Source organism: Bacteroidales bacterium (assembly GCA_026418905.1).
In the GTDB taxonomy this organism is placed as follows: domain Bacteria; phylum Bacteroidota; class Bacteroidia; order Bacteroidales; family DTU049; genus JAOAAK01.
Genome location: JAOAAK010000035.1, coordinates 1 through 23,657, shown reverse-complemented (window position 1 = coordinate 23,657; position 23,657 = coordinate 1). Strand labels below are relative to the sequence as shown.

The following is a 23,657-nucleotide window of genomic DNA, read 5'->3' as shown; positions in this document are numbered from 1 at the left end:
CAAACTATCCAGTATCATCTGGAGCTTTTCAACCTTGGAATAGAGGTGCGTATGATGGTTTTGTAACCAAGTTAAATCCAGCAGGAGATTCTTTGATATTTTCAACTTACTTGGGAGGTTCTAGTGCTGATGATGTGTTGGCTATAGCTGTGGATGATAGTGGATATGTCTATGCAACAGGACCAGCTGCTTCCAGTAATTTTCCAATAACACCTGGAGCATACCAAACATCTCACGAGGGAGGTACATGGGCATATGATGTATTTGTAACAAAATTAAATACTGCAGGGACAGATCTTGTATTTTCAACGTATTTAGGTGGGAATGGAGAGGAGATGGGGTTGGATATAGCTGTTGATGATAGTGGTTATGTGTATGTTACAGGTTTTACGAGTTCTACTAATTTTGATACAACTTTAGGGGCTTACCAAACCACGCCGGGTGGGAATTGGGATGCTTTTCTGACTAAACTCAACCCAGATGGAACTGGGTTAGTCTATTCGACCTACTTGGGAGGAAGCGGCAATGAATGGAGTGGGATATTTGGTAATATTTGGGATGGTAGTTTTTATGGTACACATCTGGCTATTGATAGTCTTGGATATGTTTATGTGTGTGGAACAACCAATTCAATAGATTTTGACACAACCATGGGTGCTTATCAAACCACCCACCAGGGTGGATGGGATATTTTTGTAACTAAATTTAATACCACTGGAAGTGGACTGGTATATTCAACTTATATAGGTGGAAGCAACAACGATCTAAGTGCCGACATTGCTATTGATCACGATGGCAATGCCTATGTGGTTGGTTATACAACATCTGCGAATTATCCTGTGACCAATGGTGCATATCAAATGAATTTGCAAGGAGCACATGAAGTATTTGTGACGAAACTAAATTCTTCGGGCACAGTTTTATTATATTCTACATATTTTGGTGGAACTAATAGTGATAATGTTCAGGGAATGGCGATTGACAGCAATGGTTGTGTGTATTTAGCTGGGTTTACGTATTCTACTGATTTTGACATCACTACTGGTGCGTATCAACAAATTCATGAGGGAGGAGGTGATGATGGTTATTTAAGTAAATTATGTTTATATCCATGTAGTAACGTTGTTTTGGTGTCTGATTCAGGAACTGTTCATCAAGAAGTTTGCAAAAATCATTCTATGGTGAATATTTTATATTATATCTATGGGTCGGTTGATGTCACGGTAGGTGGTCTTCCAGCAGGTGTTAATTGGGTTTACGAAAACGATACGTTGATGATAAGTGGAATTCCTTCAAATGCAGGAATTTTTCATTACACTATATCGATTATTGGATGTGGAACAGATACGATGGGTGTCATTACAGTAAATGACTTACCGGTTGTTACAGCTACAGCTACCCCGGACACTGTTTGCGAGGGTCAGTTGGTGGTGTTGAGTGCTAGTGGAGCTGATACATACATGTGGGATCAGGGTTTAGGATCTGGACAAACACATCAAATTTTTCCTTCGGTGACGACCACCTATACGGTAACTGGTAGCACTTTACATAATTGTACGGATACGACTCAGGTGAAGGTAACTGTTTACGAAAAACCATTGGGAACAGTTTTTTCAAATGCCCCTATTTGCAGCGGTGATTCGCTCATCATTAATGCAAGTGGTGGAAATACTTATGTTTGGGCCGGTCCGAATGGTTTTTCATGGGGAGATTCAGCTGTCATGATAAGCAGTGCTCAAGTGAGTTATTCGGGTACGTATGTGGTAACCATATCAACACATCCTGGATGTGATACGGTGTTGACCATAAATGTGGATATATATGGCAAACCTGTTGTTGACTTCGAAGTAAGAGATGAAGTATGCGATGAGGGCAATGGTAAGATAAATGTCAGATTAACGTCGGGAGAACTTCCAATAACATATCATTGGAGCAATGGTAGTCATGATTCGTTGTTAACAAATCTTAGAGAGGGTACGTATGTATTGACTGTGATTGATGGCCACGGTTGTACCAGTGTAGATAGTGTGGAAGTGAAAAACGATTCCACGGGGTGTGAGTATTTTGTGGAAATGCCGACTGGATTTAGTCCTAACGGAGATGGTGTCAATGATATTTTGTTGGTTCGTGGCAAAGGTGTTGAGGAAATTGTATTTGAAGTGTACAACAGGTGGGGCAATAAAGTCTTTGAGAGTCATGAGATAGACAAAGGATGGGATGGTACGTATCGTAATGTTGAACAGGAGTCTGGTATTTATGCTTATGTGGTAAATGTAAAGTTTAAGAATGGGAAACGTTTTAAGAAGACAGGCGATGTAGCATTAATTAGATAAAATAGGAGGAATACATATGAAAAGAGTTAATGTAAAGGTAAGTTTAATCCATATGGTGTTTATTAATGGAATGCTTCTAGGATTGAGTGGGCTCCTACAAGGGCAGGATATACATACAAGTCGATGGTGGGAAATACCTATGTGGGTTAATTATTCTGAGGCGGGAAAATTTGGTGGCAATTATCGATTGATTATGGGATATAGAACACAGTGGAATACTTTGATGGGAAAAGGTTATCGGACTATGACGGCTATGTTTGATATGCCGTGGGGAAAGGAGAAAGAAGGATTTGGGGGTTTGGGTTTGTTGATATCGAGAGATGAAGCAGGTGTTGTTAATTTTAGTAAGCTTGTAGTGAATGTGGGAATTTCATATCATGTCAAAGTAGGAGAAGAAGGATATTTATCTGGTGGTTTAGGTGGTGGTGCCATGGAGTATAATTTAGATATGGATAGAGTACTGTTTGATTCTCAGTTCGACGGAAAAGTGTTCAATGGAAGTCTACCAAGTGGAGAAACCATAGAAAACAATAGAATATGGCTAGGAGATGTAGGAGCTGGTTTGTCTTATAGGTGGGGGAATGATGAACGAATGATGGTGGCTTCAAATTTAAACGAAGGGAGCAAAATGTTGGATATGGGAGTAGCCATGTATCATGCTTTGAGGCAACGATATCATTTTTTAAGTGGGAACACAGATCATTTATCTATAAGATGGGTTTTTCATGGGTTAGGTTTGATTGGTTTACGGGGAACAAATGCAGGATTAATGCCAGGCTTATTATTCCAGTATCAGGCTGGTGCTATGGAATGGGTGATGGTAGGTCGGATAAGATATATTTTGAATGAACAATCCAAATTTTCGAATTACTCAAAAGGCGCAGCCCTTAATTTTGGGGTTGGATACCGATTAAAAGAAAGTATAATACCTATGTTTGAATTGGAAACAGGTTCTTTTTCTCTAGGTTTATCTTATGATGTGGTTCTTTCAAATTTAGCAACAAAAGGTCAACCAACAGGGTCTTTTGAATTTACCTTGAAATACCTAAATCCAAATCCATTTAAATCTCAATCAAGGTTTTTTTAATTCTTGTCATGATAGTTAAAATGTAAATTTGATAATTTTGAATTGAATAAATTTGTCAGTTGGCATGTGTTAAACATGCCAAATTGTCTGTCTTTTCTATGTTGGTGACTTATTTGTAGGGTTGATCGGGGAGGAAAAAGTAAAGTTATGAACTTAGATAAGTTCACCATTAAAGCACAAGAAATCATTCAAACTGCATATCAGAATGCATTAGAAATGAAACATCAGGCAATCGAGGGAATTCACCTTCTGAATGCTTTATTAACCCAAGATGAACAAGTTGTTCCTTGGTTATTGAAAAAAATGAGCATTCAACCAAATTTGATTAAGAAACAAGTTGAACGAGAGTTGAGCACTATACCTCGTGTGGAAGGCGGTGATCAATACTTGGGGCGTTCTGGACTTAAAACTCTACAAACCGCTATGATTAAACAAAAAGAACTCGGAGACGAGTTTGTGGGTGTAGAGTGTCTCTTCCTGGGTTTACTTGAAAGTGGCGATGCAGCAGAACGTATTTTGAAAACTGCTGGCGTAACAGAAAAAGGTCTTTTGGCTGCTATCAAAGACTTGAGGAAAGGATCTCGTGTAATTACTCAGAGTGCGGAGAATACATATCATGCTCTTGAAAAATATGCTCGCAATCTCAATGATCTTGCGTACAAAGGCAAGCTTGATCCTGTCATTGGGCGTGACGAAGAAATTCGCCGAGTTTTGCAAATACTCTCTCGTCGAACCAAAAACAATCCTATTCTTATTGGCGAGCCTGGAGTAGGTAAAACAGCCATTGTAGAAGGACTTGCTCACCGCATTATTCGAGGCGACATCCCTGAAAACCTTCAAGATAAAATTATTTACTCGTTAGACATGGGAGCTCTTATTGCTGGTGCTAAATATCAGGGCGAATTTGAAGAACGACTCAAAAGCGTTATTAAAGAAGTAGTCGAGTCGGACGGAAAAATTATTCTTTTTATAGACGAAATACACACTCTCGTTGGTGCTGGAGCCACGCAGGGAGCCATGGATGCTGCCAATATCCTTAAGCCAGCATTGGCGCGTGGCGAACTGAGAGCCATAGGTGCTACTACACTTAAAGAATATCAAAAGTATTTTGAAAAGGACAAGGCTTTAGAACGTCGCTTTCAGATTGTTATGATCGATGAACCATCCGTACAAGATTCGATTAGCATTCTTCGAGGACTAAAAGAAAGATATGAAAATCATCATCAGGTAAGAATCAAAGACGAGGCTATCATAGCTGCTGTTCAATTGTCCCACCGCTACATTACAGATCGTTATTTACCTGATAAGGCTATTGACCTTATCGACGAAGCTGCCAGTAAACTTAAATTAGAAATGAATTCTGTTCCTGAAGAATTAGATGAACTTGAAAGAAGAATTCGACAACTTGAAATTGAACGAGAAGCCATCAAACGTGAAAACGATCAAGTAAAATTGTCTCAGTTAAATTCTGAAATTTCGACACTGCAAGAAGAACGTAATCGTTTCATGGCTCAGTGGAAGCAAGAAAAAGAATATATTCATCAGATCCAGCAGTTAAAAAAGCAAATTGAAGATTTGAGGTTCCAGGCTGAGCAAGCTGAACGAAATGGTGATTACGGCCTGGTGGCCGAAATTCGTTATGGCCGAATTCCTCAAGCTGAGCAAAAAATTAGAGAATTTGAAGCTGAACTTCTTAAGGTTCAGAAAGATCATGCTCTCATCAATGAAGAAGTAGATGCTGAACAAATAGCTGAAGTTGTTTCTAAGTGGACTGGTATACCAGTTAATAAGATTTTAGAAAGCGAACGAGAAAAGTTACTTCGTCTGGAGGAAGAATTGCATAAACGTGTAGTTGGGCAGCATGAAGCGATTAGTGCTGTAGCTCATGCTATTCGGCGTAGTCGTAGTGGACTAAGCGATGAAAAAAGACCTATTGGTTCCTTTATATTCGTTGGTACAACCGGTGTTGGAAAAACTGAGCTAGCCAAAACCCTTGCTGAGTTTCTCTTTAATGATGAAAACAATATGATCCGGATTGACATGAGTGAATATCAAGAACAACATAGTGTGTCTCGACTTATTGGTGCTCCTCCAGGCTATGTTGGATATGAAGAAAGTGGGCAGCTCACTGAAGCCGTACGTCGAAAACCATACAGTGTCATACTTTTAGATGAAATAGAAAAAGCCCATCCTGACGTATTCAATATTTTACTTCAGGTTTTGGAAGATGGTCGTCTAACCGATAACAAAGGACGAGTAGCAAATTTCCGTAACACCATCATTATCATGACAAGTAACATAGCCTCTGATATAATTCGAGAAATTTACGATCAGATGATTCCCGGTATGGAAGAACAGACTTTTGCAAAAGCACGTGATGCTGTGATGCATGTTATAAAAACTACCTTTCGTCCAGAATTTCTAAATAGAGTAGATGAAATAATTATGTTCAAACCACTTAGTAAGAAAGAAATTAAAAGTATTGTTCGTTTACAATTAGCATATCTTGAGAGATTACTAAAGAAACAAGACATTGAAATTTCCTATACTGATGATTTAGTCGAAGCTATTGCCGAAGAAGGTTACGATCCACAGTTTGGAGCTAGACCCATCAGGCGTATCGTACAACAAAAACTTGTAAATATTCTTGCTCAAAAGATTTTAGCTGGAGAAATACAAAAAGGTGATACAGTTCAATTGGATTATATGGATGATTATGTAGTTTACCCCGTTCGTTAGGAATGAGGGGCAAGAGTGGTTTTATTTTCATAAAATTTTGGTTCACAGTTTAAGAAGAAACGAGTATTTTAGAGTTAATTCCAAAGCATGTTAATTTGCAATTAAAAAATCAAAAGTGTAGTTTTTTGACTCATAAAAGTGGTTGATGGTTGAATTTTTTTAGTTTTTTAATCTCATGTCGATTGCTAACATGTAACAAAGGATTTTTGTTTGGAAATAAATTTTTTCGTGGAGAAACAAAATAAGTCCTTGAAAAATTTTTGATTGAAATGTTTAATTTATATCGAACAATAATTTTTGTTTAACAAATTGGGTAAGGATATCGATGGCAATTTGATTAGCTCCACCTTGTGGAATGATGATGTCGGCAAAACGCTTGGTAGGTTCTATAAAGACTTCATGCATGGGTTTGACAAATTTTTCGTAGTGTTCAAGAGCTTGTTGATAAGTTCTTCCACGCTCAATAGTATCGCGACGAATGATTCGAATCAATCGGTCGTCTGGATTTGCATCTACGTAAACCTTAATGTCTATTTGATTTCTTAATTCCTCGTGAGTAAAAATTAATATTCCTTCAATAATAAGAATTTTAGATGGTAAAACAGGAATGGTTTCGTGCGAACGAGTACAGGTAATATAATCGTACTTTGGCAGCTGGATGGGTTGATTGTTTTTCAGTTGTGAAATGTGCTTGCACAAAAGAGAAAATTCAATGGAATCAGGGTGATCGAAGTTTACTTTTTTTCTTTCCTCTAGAGGAATGTGTGTCAAGTCTTTGTAGTAAGCATCCTGCGGCAGAACACTAATGTCGGCATTTTTCAATTTTTCGATAATTGCTCGAACGACGGTTGTTTTTCCTGAACCGCTTCCACCAGCAATTCCAATGACAAGCATTTTTTACAAACATATAAAATATTTTAAAAGCTTTAAGAGAACGTGCATTTTTAGATAAAAAAGTAATTTTGACATAAAAAAATGAGAATAGAAGCTGGAAAATTAAAGAAGATCATAAAAAAAATTTTTATTCATGCTGGTGCTCTAGAGAAGAATGCTGAAATCATTGCTGATGCACTTGTTCTTGCAGAACTTCGAGGAATTCCATCGCATGGTATCATACGCGTAAAAGACTATTTGATGCTTGTAAAAAACGAAAGAATGGTGTTAAATCCTGAGATCCAAGTTGTTTCTGAAACTCCCTCAACAGCACTTATTGATGGAGGGAATGGTCCCGGAATGGTAGTAGGAAAATTTGCGATGGAATTTGCCATTGAAAAAGCTCAACAGGTCGGAAGTGCTTGGGTTGCTGTTCGAAATTCAAATCATTTTGGAATAGCTGCTTATTATACATTAATGGCTGCTGAGAAAGACATGATTGGCTTTGCTATGACCAATGGTAATCCCTTAGTGGCTCCAACTTTTGGATTAGAGAGACTTCTTGGTACCAATCCTATTGCTATGAGCATTCCATCAAAATCTGAGGGAATATTTACAGCTGATTTTGCTACTACACCCATTCCACGTGGAAAATTTGAAATCATGGAAAAAACAGGGCAGAAAGCTCCTTGGGGTGTGTTGCAAGATGCTGATGGTAATATTACGGATGATCCTTCCGTTCTGAAACGAGGGGGTGCCATCCTTCCCTTGGGAGGTGATTACGAACATGCAGGCTACAAAGGATACTGTCTTGCTGCTATGGTTGATATTTTATCATCTGTGGTAAGTGGGGCAAACTTTGGACCTTTTGTTCCCCCTCAGGTCGCATACTTACCATTGAGAACTAACCTACCTGGAAAAGGATTAGGCCATTTTTTTGGCGCTCTGAAGATGGATGCATTTCGACCTGCAGATGAGATTAAACAGGATATGGATTTATGGATAAAAACCTTTAGAACTTCAAAATCTGTTGCTGGAAAACAAGTACTTATTCCCGGTGATCCTGAGGTCCAAAAACATATTCTATATGAAAAAGAAGGCATACCCATACTACCTGAGGTATGGAATGAATTGATAAATACTTTATCTGTTTGGAACCTCAAATTGGAGGAATACGATTTATGACATTTTTGCATACAATATAAGATGGCAAATTTTTTGTATGTTGCGCGCTGGAGGTAAAAAATATGGAAAAAAAACAAAATTTGAAAACATTGAAAGAACAAGCAATGAATACAACTGAGGAACAAGAACATCAGGAAGAGATGGGTTCTTTCACAAGTAGTGCGGAGCAAGTTATAACCACCCTTACATCTGAATCATCACCACAACAGGACAAACCTGAAACAATTTCGGATAACGAAACGACACCTGATGAACCTTTAGAAGAACCTCTTAAATTGGCTCAAAAAGAGGCAGAAGAATGGAAGGATAAATATATTCGTCTTTTAGCTGAATTTGAAAACTATAAAAAACGCATTCGTCAAGAAAAGCACGAGTGGCAAAAGGCTGTTCTAATAGAATTTATAAAAAATCTTTTACCGATCCTAGATGATTTAGAAAGAGGATTAAAAGTAATGGAAGATAGCAATGAAAATCAAATAGAGACTTTTAAAAATGGGTATGAGATAATACATAATAAGTTTTTACATGTATTGAAACAATATGGACTTGAACCTATCGATGAAGTGGTTGAATTTAATACTGACTTACACGAAGCTATTTCAACCATTGAAAATCCTGAAATGAAGGGCAAAATCATTGAGGTTGTTGAGAAGGGCTATAAATTAGAAGGTAAAGTTATACGTTTTGCCAAAGTCATTGTTGGTAACTAAAAGGAGGGAAGATTGTGGCAAAAAAAGATTATTACGAAATACTTGGTGTACCACGGAATGCAACGCAAGAAGAGATTAAGAAGGCTTATCGCCAGATGGCTCTTAAGTATCATCCAGACAGAAATCCCGGAGATAAAGAGGCTGAAGAAAAGTTTAAAGAAGCTGCAGAAGCATATGAAGTACTTAGTGACCCTGAAAAACGAAAACGTTATGACCAATTTGGTCATGCTGGTGTGGGAAATTCCCATTTCAGTGGTGGAGGATTTACGGTAGAAGACATATTTTCTCATTTTAGTGATATTTTCTCAGATTTTGGTGATATATTTGGTGGCTTCGGTGGATTCTCTCAATCGACACGAAGGGGAACAACAACATCTCGAGGGACAAATTTACGCATCAAAGTCAAGCTTACTCTGGAAGAAATAGCAACTGGTGTTGAAAAAAAGATTAAAGTTAGAAAAAAGATACCTTGTTCTTCATGTGGAGGAACAGGTGCTCAAGTTGGTTCTTCTCCAACGACTTGCCCAACATGTCGAGGAACTGGTCGTATCGTACAGGTGACTAGTACATTTTTAGGGCAGATGCAAACAGTTTCTACTTGTCCAAATTGTCATGGAGAAGGGAAAATTGTTACAAATAAATGTTATTCATGTCATGGAACTGGTTTGCAAGATGGCGAAGAGATCATCTCTATTAAAATTCCTGCTGGCGTTGAAGAAGGTATGCAGATGACTCTTTCAGGCAAAGGAAATGCAGCTCCTCGCGGAGGTATTCCTGGTGATTTGATTGTCGTTTTCGAAGAAGAACCTCACCCTCATTTTAAGCGAGACGGGTTAAATCTTTTATTCGAATATTTTATTTCGTTCACTGATGCAACCCTGGGTTCAACCATTGAAGTGCCCACCCTTACAGGGAAAGCACGAATTAAAATCCCACCCGGTACTATTCCTGGTAAAATGTTCAGGTTAAAAGGAAAAGGGTTGCCGGAAGTAAATGGTTATCGAACTGGTGATCTTATCGTTACTATTAATGTATGGGTGCCACAAAAATTATCTCGCGAAGAAAGAGAACTTGTTGAAAAAATGAAAAACTTTTCTGGCTTTCAACCGGATAATACAACACCCCATCGTTCTTTCTTCGATCGTTTAAAGGATTTATTTTCTTAGGCTATTGAATCAAGAACTTTTTCAATTCAGAATAAGAACAACAAAAAATATTCATATCTACGTTTTCAGATATTCCATTAAGTGACATTTTGTCATGAAATTGCCAAAAAACCCAAGGAATATCGGACGGGGGAGATTGTTGATAGTAGTGTGCTATCCATAACGGATATTTTTCGAATCTTTTATTCATAAAATATTGCCTATAAAAAGACACATTGGTGTAAAGAATAGGCTTAGTCTTTAATTTTTCTTCAACATACTGTAGAGCTTTCATGATATTGTTTTGAAACGTGGCTTTAGAAATATAAATGGGGTATTCCTCAATGTCCACAACAATAAAATCTCCTGGCGAGAAAGAAACTGTTTTTAAAAAATTGTTCATTTGAATAATAGGATCTTGATGAGGTTTGAAATAATGGTATGCTCCTGTTATGAAGCCATATTTTTTAGAATTTTTCCAATTGTCGTGAAAAAAAGGATCCACATAGTTGGTACCTTCTGTAGCCTTGATCATAATAAAAGAAATAGTAACATGTTTATAACGAAATCGAGACAATTTTTCCCAATTAATTTTTTTTTGATATCTCGATATATCGATTCCGTAGATAGAATATTCACGAGGTATTGACTCAAGAATTTCGTATGTTCTTTGTTGGGATGGTGACTGAAAAGAATATTTGTTTAGGTATGCTAATAGTAGGATTAAAGCTAAAATGATTAATAGCAAAAGAAAATTACCAAAAAAAGATAATCGGGTTTTTCGTTTAGGCATTTTTTCCGTGACAGTGCTTATACTTTTTGCCACTTCCGCAATAGCATGGATCGTTGCGACCTATTTTTTTCTCGACATGTACGGTTTGAGATGTTTTAGGAGTAGATGGATCGTGATACTGGGGTACACCTGGGATTCTATCCGACCTACCGGTAGTTAACTTTTTCTTTTCATGTTTACGAGGCTCTTCAACTCGATCGAGTTGGTCTTCTTGTAAAGGTATTCTCCCCTGACATAGGAATGAAATGGTTTCACGATTGATCCTGATTAGTAGTTGGTTAAAAAGTTCACTGGCTTCGAATTTGTAAATGAGTAAGGGATCTTTTTGTTCGTAGACTGCATTTTGCACACTTGTTTTTAAATCATCTAATTCTCGAAGATGTTCCATCCATGCTTCATCAATAATAGCAAGTGTAACACCCCTTTCGATACTTGAAATGATTTCTCGACCCTTGGTTCGGTATGATTTCTCTAAATTAGCAATAGCTGTAAATGTTTTTAAACCATTGGTGAAGGGAACAGCAATATTTTCGTATCTTTTAGCAGCATGTTCATATATGTCTTTGATGATAGGGTAGGTTTTTTGCGTAAGTAAATTGCATTTTGCTATGTAGTTTGAATAGGCAAGCTGAAATGTTTGTTCAGCTATTTCGGAAGAAGACTGATGGAAAAAGTTTTTTTCGTCGAAGGGTGGTTCTATTCCAAAAATAGTGATAACATCTTCGTAATATTGATTAAAGTTACGACTTTCATAGGCTGATTCAGTGACATAAAAGGACAAATCCTTAAACATATTGATTAAGTCAATGGAAAGTTTATCGCCATAAAGAGCATTTCGTCTTTTAGAATAAATAACTTCACGTTGGACATTCATTACATCGTCGTATTCAAGAAGACGTTTGCGAATTCCAAAATTATTTTCTTCCACCTTGCGTTGGGCTCTTTCTATAGCGCTGGTAATCATGGAATGTTGAATAACTTCACCTTCTTTGAACCCTAATCTATCCATGATTTTGGCAATACGGTCAGAACCGAAAAGGCGCATAAGGTCATCTTCCAGGGATACGTAAAATTGTGATGTTCCAGGATCTCCTTGTCGACCCGAGCGACCTCTTAACTGACGGTCTATACGCCTCGCTTCATGGCGTTCAGTACCTATGATTGCAAGTCCACCAGCTTCTTTGACTCCAGGGCCTAACTTAATGTCTGTACCACGACCAGCCATGTTGGTAGCAATGGTAACGGTTCCACTTAAACCGGCTTTTGCAACAATTTCAGCCTCTTTAGCATGATGTTTGGCGTTGAGAACGTTGTGTGGAATTTTTCGTAAGGTAAGCATGCGACTTAAGAGTTCTGAAGTTTCTACCGAGGTAGTTCCTACAAGTACTGGTCTTCCAGCATTTCTCAATTTAACAATTTCCTCGATAACTGCATTGAACTTTTCTCTTTTTGTTCGATAGATTAAATCAGGATAGTCAATTCTAATTACAGGCTTATTTGTTGGAATAACAACTACATCCAATTTATAAATATTCCAAAATTCGGTGGCTTCAGTTTCGGCCGTACCAGTCATGCCAGCCAATTTTTTATACATACGAAAGTAATTTTGTAAAGTAATCGTAGCGTACGTTTGAGTTGATCCTTCAACTTTTACATTTTCTTTTGCCTCGATAGCCTGATGAATACCATCGCTATACCGTCTTCCTTCCATGATACGGCCAGTTTGCTCATCCACGATTTTTATTTTGCCGTCCATGACTACGTATTCGTTGTCTTTTTCAAAAAGAGTATATGCTTTCATAAGTGTAGTCATGGTATGTATTCGCTCAGCTTTTAGTGTATAGTTTTGAATAATTTCTTGTTTTTTGGCTAAATATTCTTCTTTACTAAGATTTGCTTGTTCAAGCTCAGCCAATTGAGCACCTAAATCTGGAAGGATAAAAAATTGAGGATCTCCTGTTTTTTGAGTCAAATATTCAATTCCTTTGTCTGTAAGATCAATCGTGTTGTTTTTTTCATCTATGACAAAATAAAGTTCTTGATCGATGAAAGGCATGTTTTTCATGTTATCAGCTAAATAGTAGTTTTCGGTTTTTTGTCGTAAAACTTTTACACCTGGTTCACTTTCAAATTTGATAAAAGGCTTATATTTTGGTAATGCTCGATAACAACGAAAAAGAGCAATACCAGCTTCTTTTTCTTCTTCATCACTTCGATTTGGCTTAGACAAAATATTTCTAGCCTCCGTGAGCCATTTATTTACCAGTTTCTTTTGAGCTTCAATCAAGTACTCAACATAAGGTTTAAGCTGATAGTATTTTTCATGTTCATCTTTACTTTTTTCTGTTGGCCCCGAAATAATAAGAGGAGTGCGAGCATCGTCAATGAGGACGGAGTCTACCTCGTCGACGATGGCGTAATTATGTCCGCGTTGGACAATTTCATCCAGACTTCGCGACATGTTATCTCGTAAATAGTCGAAACCAAATTCACTATTGGTACCATAGGTTATGTCAGAAAGATATGCTTTTTTTCTTTCCTCGCTGTGAGGTTCGTACTTATCTATGCAATCGACAGTTAGAAGAAGAAATTCATAAATAGGTCCCATCCATTCAGCATCACGTTTAGCAAGGTAATCGTTGACTGTAACAAGATGTACGCCCTTCCCTGGTAGTGCATTCAAATATAACGGCAAAGTTGCCACTAAAGTTTTTCCCTCACCGGTTGCCATCTCAGCAATTTTTCCTTGATGAAGTACAATTCCACCCATTAATTGTACGTCAAAATGTACCATATCCCAAGTAATGATGTTTCCACCTGCTCTCCAAGAATTTTTCCAGTATGCTTTGTCGCCTTCAATCGTAATGTACCCTTTTTTAACAGCTAATTCTCTGTCAAAATCGGTAGCTGTCACCTCAATGACTTCATTTTCTTTAAATCTACGTGCTGTTTCCTTAACTACAGCAAAGGCTCTGGGTAAAATTTCATCCAGTTTCTTTTGTGTCTTTTCGTATATGATTTGTTCAAGCTTTTCTATACGTTTGAATATTTTTTCTTTTTCTTCTACAGGCATGTCAGGTTCATTCTCGACCTTGTTACGTAACGATAGCAGTTCATCATCTTCTTCTTTGATGGCAGATTTAATCTCTTGCCTGAAGATAAGGGTTTGCTTTCTTAGTTCGTCGTTGGACAATTTTTGAATTTTTTCATGTTCTTCGTGAATTTTTCTGACAATGGGTAAAATGGATTTAATATCTCGTTCGCTTTTAGTGCCAAAGATTTTTTCGAATATTTTTAACATGGTGAATTATTTTCATGCAAATATCTTAAAAAAAAAGCACTTGGGCTTGTCTTAAATTAACGGGTATAATTTCTAACTTTGCACAAAAATATGATATCAAGGGATCAGGCTTTGCAAATCTTGGAAACCCACGTTAAAAATCCTAAAATGATTATGCATTGCTTAGCTTCAGAAGTTGTTATGCGTGCTCTTGCACGAAGACTAGGGCAGGACGAGGATATGTGGGGGATAGCTGGCTTGCTACATGATATTGATGTAGAAATTACCCACGCAGATCCTAATAAACACGGAACTTTGGTGCGGGAATTATTGAGTAATTATGATGTTCCTAAAGAAGTGTTGGAAGCAATATCTCGTCATAATGAAGTCTCTTCGGTAACTCCGAGGCAAACCATGTTGGATCATGCACTTGCTGCAGGAGAAACAATCACCGGACTTATTTTTGCAACGGCACTGGTTTACCCTGATAAAAAAATCAGCAGTGTTAAACCCTCCTCTGTCGTAAAAAGAATGAAGGAGAAACATTTTGCTGCTAGTGTTAAAAGAGAAAACATCATGGAATGTGAATTAATTGGCTTATCCATACAGGAGTTTACTGAAATTGCTCTCGAAGCTATGAAAAAAGAAGAATATCTTTTCCAACTGGTATGATAACTTATTAATTTTATCTAAATATCACAAAAAGTTGTATTTTTGTGGGTAAAGAAAAAAATATGTCATTCATCAAAATAAAATGGTTTTTAAATATTTTATTGTTTGCTTTTTTATTTTCACAGTGCAGAACTTATAAAGCTCCTACAGATGAAGCTTCTGAGCTCATGAAAAAGGCTTATCAACTTTTGGTTAAAAAACAATATCAAAAAAGTATTTATGCGTTTACTGAGCTTATCCAAAAATACCCAGAATATGCTGAAGCTTATGCTTATCGCGGGTTATGTAAGTATTTTCTCAAAGATTACGAAGGGGCAATCAACGACTATAATAAAGCTTTAGAAATTCAACCTAATTTTGCTGAAGTATATGATTTGAGAGGAATTGCACGGGGTGAATTGGGTGATTCAAAAGGTGCCTGTGAAGATTGGAGAAGAGCATTTGAACTTGGTCTAAAAGATGCTTTTGCACTAATAAAAGTTTTTTGCTGGGATGAAGAAAAACAAAAAGTGAATTGAAATTTTATCTAACTTGCTTTCTTTTCTTTTTTTTCATATCTATTAATTCGCAATATTTATTACCCATTCATAGCAGTGAATGTACGATTGTCAGCGGATTTGGTGAATATCGCAAAACCCATTATCACTTTGGTTGGGATTTTAGGACGGGAAATCTAAAAAATAAGCAAATAAGATCAATCGCAAATGGTTATGTTTCTAGGATTCGATGTCTGTCATCTTCGTATGGAAAAGTAGTTGAAGTAAAACATTCAGACGGTCTTACATCATTGTATGCTCACTTAGATAAATTTACACCGTTACTTGATAGCGTCGTTCGTTCTTATCAGTATCAAAAACAACAATACGATGTTATCATAGATTTGGATTCCGGGATCTATCCTGTTAAAAAAGGACAGATTTTAGGTATAGCTGGCAACACCGGTTATAGTTTTGGCGAACACCTTCACTTTGAATTAAGGGACAGGAATAACATCCTAGTGCATCCTAGTTCGTTACTTAGAATCAAGGACGAAATACCACCTGTTATCAAAAGCATCAATTTTTATCCCATGTGGAAAGGTTTACCAATTTATCCACTTCGGCCCATATCGGTTTCAAACACATCTAATTATGCCAAAATTAGCTTGCCATTTGGTGAATATATGATTGGATTAGAAGCTTACGATTATCAGTTCTATCAAGGACCTACGTTACCTATCTATGGTTGGAGAGTTAAAATAAATGATACTTTGTATTTTCAAATGGAATTTAATTGCTTATCGATCGATGAAAAGAATTACGTCCATGTAATGTATGATCCTATTGCTCAAATTACTAAGCGTAGAATAAATTTAGCTCATCCTCTATTGAAAGAAATAAAAACTCCACATGTTTTTATGCTAGAACGCACTTTGCAATTAAATCCCTTATCTAGATTCGAAATATCTATCGAGACTTATGATCATAATAAAAACGAAACATCATGGAAAGCTATTATTACTGCGTCAGTGGATGAAAATTTATCTTCAAAAAATTTTATATCGAGAAAAGATGAAATTTGTTTTCGTTCCTTAAATATCTCTTTTATTATTCCCTCAGGAGCTTTGCCAGGATGGGTAGAAAAAAATCAATTGTGGTTCAAAGAAATAAACAAGAAATCTTGTGAAGTGGGATTTTTTTATTTACCGTTATTAAAACCTTGTACTCTTATTTTTTTCCCTATTAATCCAAATGGCAAAGAATTGCTCGTAATAACGAATGAGAAAAATGATACACTCGATATCATAAAGCCATTAATAGCAAAGAATGATTCCTTGTATTTTATAATAGATAAGTTAGGAAAATATCACTTAATTACAGATACGATTCCACCAAAATTAATCAAAGAGCCATTGTTTCATCATTCAGAAAAGACAAAAGCGAGGAAGATATGTTGGATCATAAAAGACGTATCAAAAATGATTTCTACGTATGATATTTATGTAAATGATTCGTGGAAATTGCTTGAATACGATAAGAAAAGCGATACTTTTTGTTTGGAAATGGAGAATTGGAATCTTGAGAGTAAAACTCTTAAAATAAGAGTATGCGACGGAGTAGGGAACTGCTTTGAAAAAATATACTCTTTTTAATTACTCTCTTTCATAACTTTGCACGCAAACATTTTATATGAGTTTATTTTCTTTTTTTAGAAAATCTTCTGAGGAGCAACTCGAGGAGAGTTTGAAAAATACTCGTACTTCTGCCTTTCAGAAAATTTGGAAAGTTATCACTGGAAAACGACAAGTTGATGACGAATTTCTAGATGAGCTTGAAGAAGCCTTACTCAAAGCTGACGTAGGTGTTAAAACGACAGTAGAAATCCTTAATTTATTTGAAAAACAAGTTAAACAACAAAGATACAATAGTGAACAAGAATTGATCTCAATTCTTGAGGGGGTAATTATCAATATTTTACAGCAAAATAACAACATTGTTGATGTTACTGATGAGAGTAAAAAACCTTTTGTATACATGATAGTAGGGGTAAATGGCGTAGGTAAAACGACAACTATTGGGAAAATGGCAGCTCAGTTAAATCGGGCAGGGAAAAAAGTGATGTTAGGGGCAGCTGATACTTTTCGTGCTGCTGCTGTTGACCAGCTAAGGATTTGGGCTCAGCGGGCAGGTGTAGATTTGCATGAAAAAGGCATGGGTGCCGATCCAGCTGCTGTAGCTTATGAAACTTTAAGCATAGCTAAAGCTAGAAATTACGACGTAGTGATCATAGACACAGCTGGAAGATTGCATAACAAAATTAACCTGATGAATGAACTTGCTAAAATTCGAAGAGTTATGACGAAAATTATCGAAGATGCTCCTCATGAGGTTTTGCTTGTATTGGATGCTACTACAGGTCAAAATGCTTTCGAACAGGCCAAACAATTCACAGAAATTACGAAAGTAACTGGTTTGGTACTTACTAAGCTTGACGGTACAGCTAAAGGAGGAGTCGTTATTGGAGTATCTCATGAATATAAATTACCTGTCAAATTCATTGGAGTTGGAGAAAAAATTGATGATCTTCAGGTTTTCGATGCTAATAGTTTCGTAAAAGCACTTCTAAAAAATGTCTGAACAACGAAGAAAGAAAAATCTTTCGATAAGTATTGTTACCATGGGATGTCCCAAAAATCTGGTGGACAGTGAAAAACTTGCTTATTTATTAGAAAAGGAGAATTTTAAAGTAGCTCATGAAAAAAAACAAGCTGATGTTTTCATAATTAATACATGCGGTTTTATTCAATCGGCTAGGCAGGAATCAATTGAAACTATTCTTGAGATTAGGCATCGTAATCCTGGAGCATTTATTGCAGCTGTTGGTTGCATGAGTCAACTGTACAAAGATGAAATATTGCAACATTTTCCAGAAGTTGATGCTGTATATGGAGTGGAAGAATATGATGCATTACTTGCTGATATAACTTCACAAACTCATTATCGTTTTAATGATGTAACGGATCGAATGTTAAGCACACCTTCTTTTTATGCTTACCTTAAGATTAGTGAAGGATGTAACAGATCATGTAGTTTTTGTACAATTCCAGCCATTAGAGGAAAACTTAAAAGTTTTCCTTTGGAGATGCTCGTGCGAGAGGCAAAGCAACTTGCACAGAAAGGTGTGAAAGAAATTATTGTTGTATCACAGGATACGGTGTCCTATGGTTACGACTTAGAAGCTAAATCAATGCTCATAGAGCTGCTTCGATCTATTTCTGAAATAGAAGGTATTGAATGGATAAGATTGATGTATCTTTATCCTTCAGGAATAACAAAGAGTTTAATTGAAGAAATAGCTACGAATCAAAAAATTGTAAAATATTTTGATATTCCATTTCAACATAGTGAAGACCGTGTTTTAATGGCTATGCAACGAAATACTACTCGTTTACAACTGGAGAAACTTTTTGGTCATATTAGAGAACGCATTCCAGAAGCTGTTATCCGAGGAACAGTAATGGTAGGTTTTCCTCAGGAAAGGACAAAGGAATTTGATCAGCTTGTAAAATTTATTGAAAAATATCAACTAGAAAGAGTAGCGGTTTTTCCTTTTTCCTTAGAGGAAAAATCACCCATATATAAAAAAATTAATATAATTCATACTCCTTCATCTTCAACCATCAAGCGGCGCTACAATTTGTTAACTCAATTTTTGGATGAATTCTTAATTAAAAGCAATAGTAAGTTTATTGGTCAAACGGTAGCTGCCATAATTGAGAGTTTTGACAAGACTGAAAGACTCATCGTAGGAAGAACTTGTTATGATGCTCCAGAGATTGACTTTGATATGGTGATAGAATCATCATCTCCCTTTCATTTCAAAATCGGTCAAATCAGTAAAATAATAATTGATCATGTTAATTTTTATAGATTTTATGCATGTTTTAAAAAGAACTAACTTACATTGTTAACCAAATGTTAACCTATTTTTATTAATTAGGATAAACTTTTATATTTGAGATTGATCATATGTTAAGTAAATTTGTAAAAATGTACATAATGAAAAAATTATTATTAATAATGTTATTTCCATATCTAGTTTCTTTATCTTTATATGCCCAGTGTCCAGGTAATCCGGGTTTTACATGGAATCAAATTTGTAAAACATTAACAGTTCAATTTACCAACACTTCAACAGTTCAATCCCCTAAACAAATCGATTCATTATCTTGGAATTTTGGGGATGGTTCACCCATTTTAAAAGGAAAACCTGCTACAGTGGGTTCTCCGTCTTACACCTACTTAACTTCTGGTACATATAATGTGACGATTGGAATAAAAATCTTACCAGATAATTGTTGGAAATATGAATCCAAAAATGTAACTGTTAACCCGATTCCAGATGCTCAATTTACGTTTTCACCTAATAATGCATGTTCACCTGTCACTGTGAATTTTTTGAATTCTTCCGTTGGAAATGGTCTAACATATCAGTGGGATTTTGGTGATGGCAGCCCTACATCAAATGCTCAGAATCCATCTCATGCATATAATTCATTCGGCTCTGGAACTCAAAACTACAACGTTCGCTTGATTATCACCGACAATAAGGATTGTAAAGATACATCTTATCAAGTTGTAACTGTCAAGCAAAGACCCAATATTGATTTTTTCGATTCACGTAACTGGAAACATTGTGCTTATGGTGTGATTGCTAAAGATACTTTAATTTTTCAAAACATCTCCCCTGGGGCTTCTGATGTTGCAAGCTATTACATTCAATGGGGAGATGGGAAAGATACAACAGTTGTTTCATTTACTTCTCTTACTCATGTTTACACTGGTATGAACAACTACAACATTCAAGTAACTGCTACGGGTCTAAATGGTTGTACGAGTACTTGGACTGTTACTCTTGTGGTGGATCAAACCCCTGTCGCAGGTATCACTCCGCCTACACCAGGAAGTAACCAGGGGTGTGCTCCTTTGACATTAAGCATTGGCAACAATTCTACATACAATCCAGCTACTACATCTGTAACTATTTTGTGGGGAGATGGTCAACAAACAAATTTACCTCTTGGTACATCTCCGGGAGGATCGTATCAACATACGTACACAAGTGGAAATTGTGGGGCTCCTCCGTCTCAACATACTATAACTTTGCGAGCCACCAATGCATGCAATACGTCTATTGCTACTTATTGTTGTGTTGATGTCAATATTCCTCCTCAGGCTTTTTTCACCCATACTACCCCTACTTGTATCAATCAACCCATTACCTTTTACAATTACTCTTCTAGGAATGTGTGTGCTAGTAATCCCAATTCCAGATATAAGTGGAATTTTGGAGATGGTACGGTAATACCATTTACTTTGGTGAATAATAGTAATAGTCCCCAACAAGTAGTTACTCATACTTATACAACTCCAGGTACTTATGTTGTTAGATTAACAGCTTATAATCCCTCACCTCTGGGATGTGATTCGACTGTTTTTCAACGAACTATTGTCATTGGAGACATGTTCCCAAATTTTGTTTCTGATACGGCTTGTCAGGGGCAACAGCTTACCCATCTATCTAGTACTTCTAGGGATACCATTATAAACATAGTATCTTATCAATGGACGTTCTCTTCTGCTTCACCATCAACGGCCTCAGGACCCAATGTGACAACAACATATACTGCTGGTGGTAATCAATCAGCTACTTTAACTGTTACTGCCAACAATGGTTGTACCAAGTCTATTACCAAGCCCGTGTATGTTTGGCGCCTTCCTAATCCCAACTTTACTTATACCAATAAATGTCAATATGAATACATTCCTTTTACAGATCAATCAACAAGAAGTTTAGACAATCATCCTTTGGTGTCTTGGTATTGGAATTTCGATGATGGTACTTTTAGTACACAGCAAAATCCTCAACATCTTTTTCCTACACATGGTGAGTATAGAGTAACTCTTCGCGTTACTGATAGCAAAGGCTGTTACAGAACATCAAATTATAAAAGTGTTTTAGTCTATCCAAAACCCACTGCTAATTTTACTAACACACTTGCTTGTGAAAGTTTAATGGTGAATTATACGAATCAAAGCAGATCTCCATGTGGACTACAACATCATTATTTTACTAATTCATGCTCATATTGTTGCGGTATTGGATGTAGTAATTTTTGTTGGGCATCATATCCTACAGGGTCTTATGCTTGCAATACTCCATGTACAGGATCCGGTTGGTGGTTTTGGAATACAGTTTTAAGTTACGAATGGGATTTTGGTGATGGATCCCCCGTAAGCAATCTTGCTAATCCTACACATTTTTATTCACCTCCTGGAAATTATACAAATAGGCTCATTGTCACTAATATTTATGGCTGTAAGGATACTATCCAAAAAGTATTGACAGTTCATATTAACCCCTCAGCAAATTTTAGAGCCGATACTGTTTGCTTTAGAGATACTACAAGATTTACTAATTTATCTGTAACCAACGGAGGAACACCTCTATCTTCGTACCTTTGGAATTTTGGAGATGCTACTACGTCAACTCAAACCAACCCCAAAAAAAGATATAGCAATCCTGGTACATATAATGTTCGACTAATCACTACCAATCAAGTAGGTTGTAAGGACACCATTTTTAAATCTGTAAGAGTGTGGCGATTACCCATTGATTCATTTAAAGTTAATAATGTGTGTTTATTTGATACTTTGAAACCTATCAATAACAGCCAGCCAACCGATGCTAATTTATCTTTATGGATATGGAATTATGGAGATGGTACAGTTGATTCAGCTTATACATCATCTCATGTATATAATTCAACAGGTTTGTACAATGTGAATTTTACTGTTGTAGATTCGAACAATTGCCGAAGTACTAAAACTAAACAAGTTAGAGTATATGCTTTACCCGTTGCAAATTTTGGCTTTTCAGCTGGTTGTATGGGTTATGGCGTCAACTTTTATGATAGTAGTACCATTGCATCACCTAATATTAACGGAAACATTACTTCTTGGTATTGGAATTTTGGTGACACGCGTGATACGTTTGCCCAATCTCCTGTACACGTTTATAATGATATAGGCACCTACACTATTCAATTGATAGTTACTACTTCGAGAGGATGCAAAGACACTGCCTATAAAAATATTCAAGTTTATGTTCCACCTGTTGCATTTTTCAGGTATGACACCGTATGTTTTAAAAATCCTACGCCTTTTTTCGATCAATCTACTCCCATGCCAGCCCCTATTATAAACTGGAACTGGAATTTTGGAGATGGCAATACAGCGTCAGTCCAGAATCCACAGCACGTTTTTACACGTCCAGGTGTCTTTAATACTACGCTAACAGTGAGGGATACTAATGGATGTCATCATCAGATTACGCGATTAGTAAGGGTAGATAGTTTACCTAAGCTTAATTTCTTGGCGAATAATGTATGCTTTGGTGATACAGTGGATATTTTGAATTTCTCTACTCCTACTCAGGGAAGTCCTATCATAAGTTGGTGGTGGGATTTCGGAGATGGAACTGTCGATTCCATTCAACATCCCTCACCACATTTTTATTCAAATGATAGTACTTATATTATTACTCTTATAGCGAAAAATGACTTGAACTGCGTTGATACATTGAAGAAAGCAGTCCAGGTTTATACTTTACCAACAGCCAATTTTACTGCAGCGCTGGCATGTCAGAAGCAGCCTGTTAATTTTGTAGATCAAAGCTTTAATCCTATTGCATCTATTGTGGGGTGGAATTGGAACTTTGGCGACAATACAACCAGCACGATAAAAAACCCTGTCCATGTTTACCCTTATCCGGGTGATACAGTTTATCAAGTAACATTAATTGTTCGTGACAATCACAATTGTCGCGACACCATACAAAAAACAATCAAACTGAATCCTAAACCACGAGCTGGTTTCTTTGCTAATGTTGCTTGTAATCGAGATACTACCTTCTTTGTTGATACTTCGTGGGCAGGAGGCCCTATCTCAAGTTGGCTTTGGAATTTCGGCGATGGTGTGGGTACAGCCAACGTACAGAATCCAACATATATATATCCTGTCATTAATGTACCTACCACATATAATGTTCGGCTTATTGTAATAGATAATAATAATTGTAAAGATACCATTACTAAACCTGTTTTAGTAAATCCCCAACCTATTGCAAGCTTTTTTGCTGATTCTGCTTGTTATGGGTTTCCAAACCACTTGAATGATTTATCCACAAGTACTGGAGGTGCCATAGTTCAAAGGTATTGGGATTTTGGAGATGGGGTTGGTACAGGTTCAAATGCTAATGAGGTCTACACATACTCACAACCCTGTCTCTTATACACATCT

The 23,657-nt window shown here is 36.6% G+C and carries 15 protein-coding genes; 12 read left to right on the top strand and 3 right to left on the bottom strand.

The features are described from left to right. From N2Z72_07135 to clpB, 3 genes are all read left to right on the top strand, one after another. Nucleotides 1–2,333, top strand: a 2,333-nt coding sequence (locus N2Z72_07135; GenBank protein MCX7697449.1) for an SBBP repeat-containing protein, incomplete at its 5' end; no start/stop codon positions are given. 16 nt (nucleotides 2,334–2,349) lie between these two features. Beyond that, nucleotides 2,350–3,420, top strand: coding sequence for a PorP/SprF family type IX secretion system membrane protein (locus tag N2Z72_07130; protein MCX7697448.1), 1,071 nt, complete (start codon nucleotides 2,350–2,352; stop codon nucleotides 3,418–3,420). A gap of 147 nt (nucleotides 3,421–3,567) precedes the next feature. Then, nucleotides 3,568–6,159: an ATP-dependent chaperone ClpB gene (gene clpB / locus N2Z72_07125; protein ID MCX7697447.1), complete on the top strand. Its 2,592-nt coding sequence runs from the start codon at nucleotides 3,568–3,570 to the stop codon at nucleotides 6,157–6,159. Nucleotides 6,160–6,432: 273 nt separating this feature from the next. Here the strand turns inward: clpB and udk are convergent, their stop codons facing one another. Then, on the bottom strand, nucleotides 6,433–7,053 hold the full coding sequence (udk, locus tag N2Z72_07120) for a uridine kinase (protein ID MCX7697446.1): 621 nt from the start codon (nucleotides 7,051–7,053) through the stop codon (nucleotides 6,433–6,435). A gap of 81 nt (nucleotides 7,054–7,134) precedes the next feature. Between udk and N2Z72_07115 the strand changes: the two genes are divergently transcribed. From N2Z72_07115 to dnaJ, 3 genes are all read left to right on the top strand, one after another. Beyond that, a complete protein-coding gene (locus N2Z72_07115) occupies nucleotides 7,135–8,217 on the top strand; it encodes an Ldh family oxidoreductase (GenBank protein MCX7697445.1) in 1,083 nt (360 codons plus the stop codon). 62 nt (nucleotides 8,218–8,279) lie between these two features. Then, nucleotides 8,280–8,927 (top strand): nucleotide exchange factor GrpE, encoded by a 648-nt coding sequence (locus N2Z72_07110; protein MCX7697444.1) that lies wholly within the window; start codon nucleotides 8,280–8,282, stop codon nucleotides 8,925–8,927. Nucleotides 8,928–8,941: 14 nt separating this feature from the next. Next, nucleotides 8,942–10,093, top strand: coding sequence for a molecular chaperone DnaJ (gene dnaJ / locus N2Z72_07105; protein MCX7697443.1), 1,152 nt, complete (start codon nucleotides 8,942–8,944; stop codon nucleotides 10,091–10,093). 1 nt (nucleotide 10,094) lies between these two features. Here dnaJ and N2Z72_07100 read toward each other — a convergent pair whose 3' ends face one another. Then, nucleotides 10,095–10,865 (bottom strand): GH25 family lysozyme, encoded by a 771-nt coding sequence (locus tag N2Z72_07100; GenBank protein MCX7697442.1) that lies wholly within the window; start codon nucleotides 10,863–10,865, stop codon nucleotides 10,095–10,097. Continuing rightward, a complete protein-coding gene (gene secA / locus N2Z72_07095) occupies nucleotides 10,858–14,166 on the bottom strand; it encodes a preprotein translocase subunit SecA (protein ID MCX7697441.1) in 3,309 nt (1,102 codons plus the stop codon). The genes N2Z72_07100 and secA overlap by 8 nt, the downstream gene beginning before the upstream one ends. Before the next feature lie 90 nt (nucleotides 14,167–14,256). On the opposite strand from secA, the gene N2Z72_07090 reads away from it, so the two are divergent. The 6 genes from N2Z72_07090 to N2Z72_07065 all read left to right on the top strand — a co-directional run. Further along, complete coding sequence (locus N2Z72_07090) at nucleotides 14,257–14,817, top strand: HDIG domain-containing protein (GenBank protein ID MCX7697440.1); 561 nt, start codon at nucleotides 14,257–14,259, stop codon at nucleotides 14,815–14,817. Between the two features lie 62 nt (nucleotides 14,818–14,879). After that, nucleotides 14,880–15,335, top strand: coding sequence for a tetratricopeptide repeat protein (locus N2Z72_07085; protein ID MCX7697439.1), 456 nt, complete (start codon nucleotides 14,880–14,882; stop codon nucleotides 15,333–15,335). Further along, a complete protein-coding gene (locus N2Z72_07080) occupies nucleotides 15,332–16,948 on the top strand; it encodes a M23 family metallopeptidase (protein ID MCX7697438.1) in 1,617 nt (538 codons plus the stop codon). Before N2Z72_07085 ends, N2Z72_07080 begins: the two co-directional genes overlap by 4 nt. Before the next feature lie 37 nt (nucleotides 16,949–16,985). Then, complete coding sequence (gene ftsY / locus N2Z72_07075; GenBank protein ID MCX7697437.1) at nucleotides 16,986–17,933, top strand: signal recognition particle-docking protein FtsY; 948 nt, start codon at nucleotides 16,986–16,988, stop codon at nucleotides 17,931–17,933. Continuing rightward, on the top strand, nucleotides 17,926–19,254 hold the full coding sequence (rimO, locus tag N2Z72_07070) for a 30S ribosomal protein S12 methylthiotransferase RimO (protein MCX7697436.1): 1,329 nt from the start codon (nucleotides 17,926–17,928) through the stop codon (nucleotides 19,252–19,254). The genes ftsY and rimO overlap by 8 nt, the downstream gene beginning before the upstream one ends. A 101-nt stretch (nucleotides 19,255–19,355) precedes the next feature. Further along, nucleotides 19,356–23,657 (top strand): PKD domain-containing protein (locus tag N2Z72_07065; GenBank protein MCX7697435.1); only part of this gene is annotated, 4,302 nt, incomplete at its 3' end.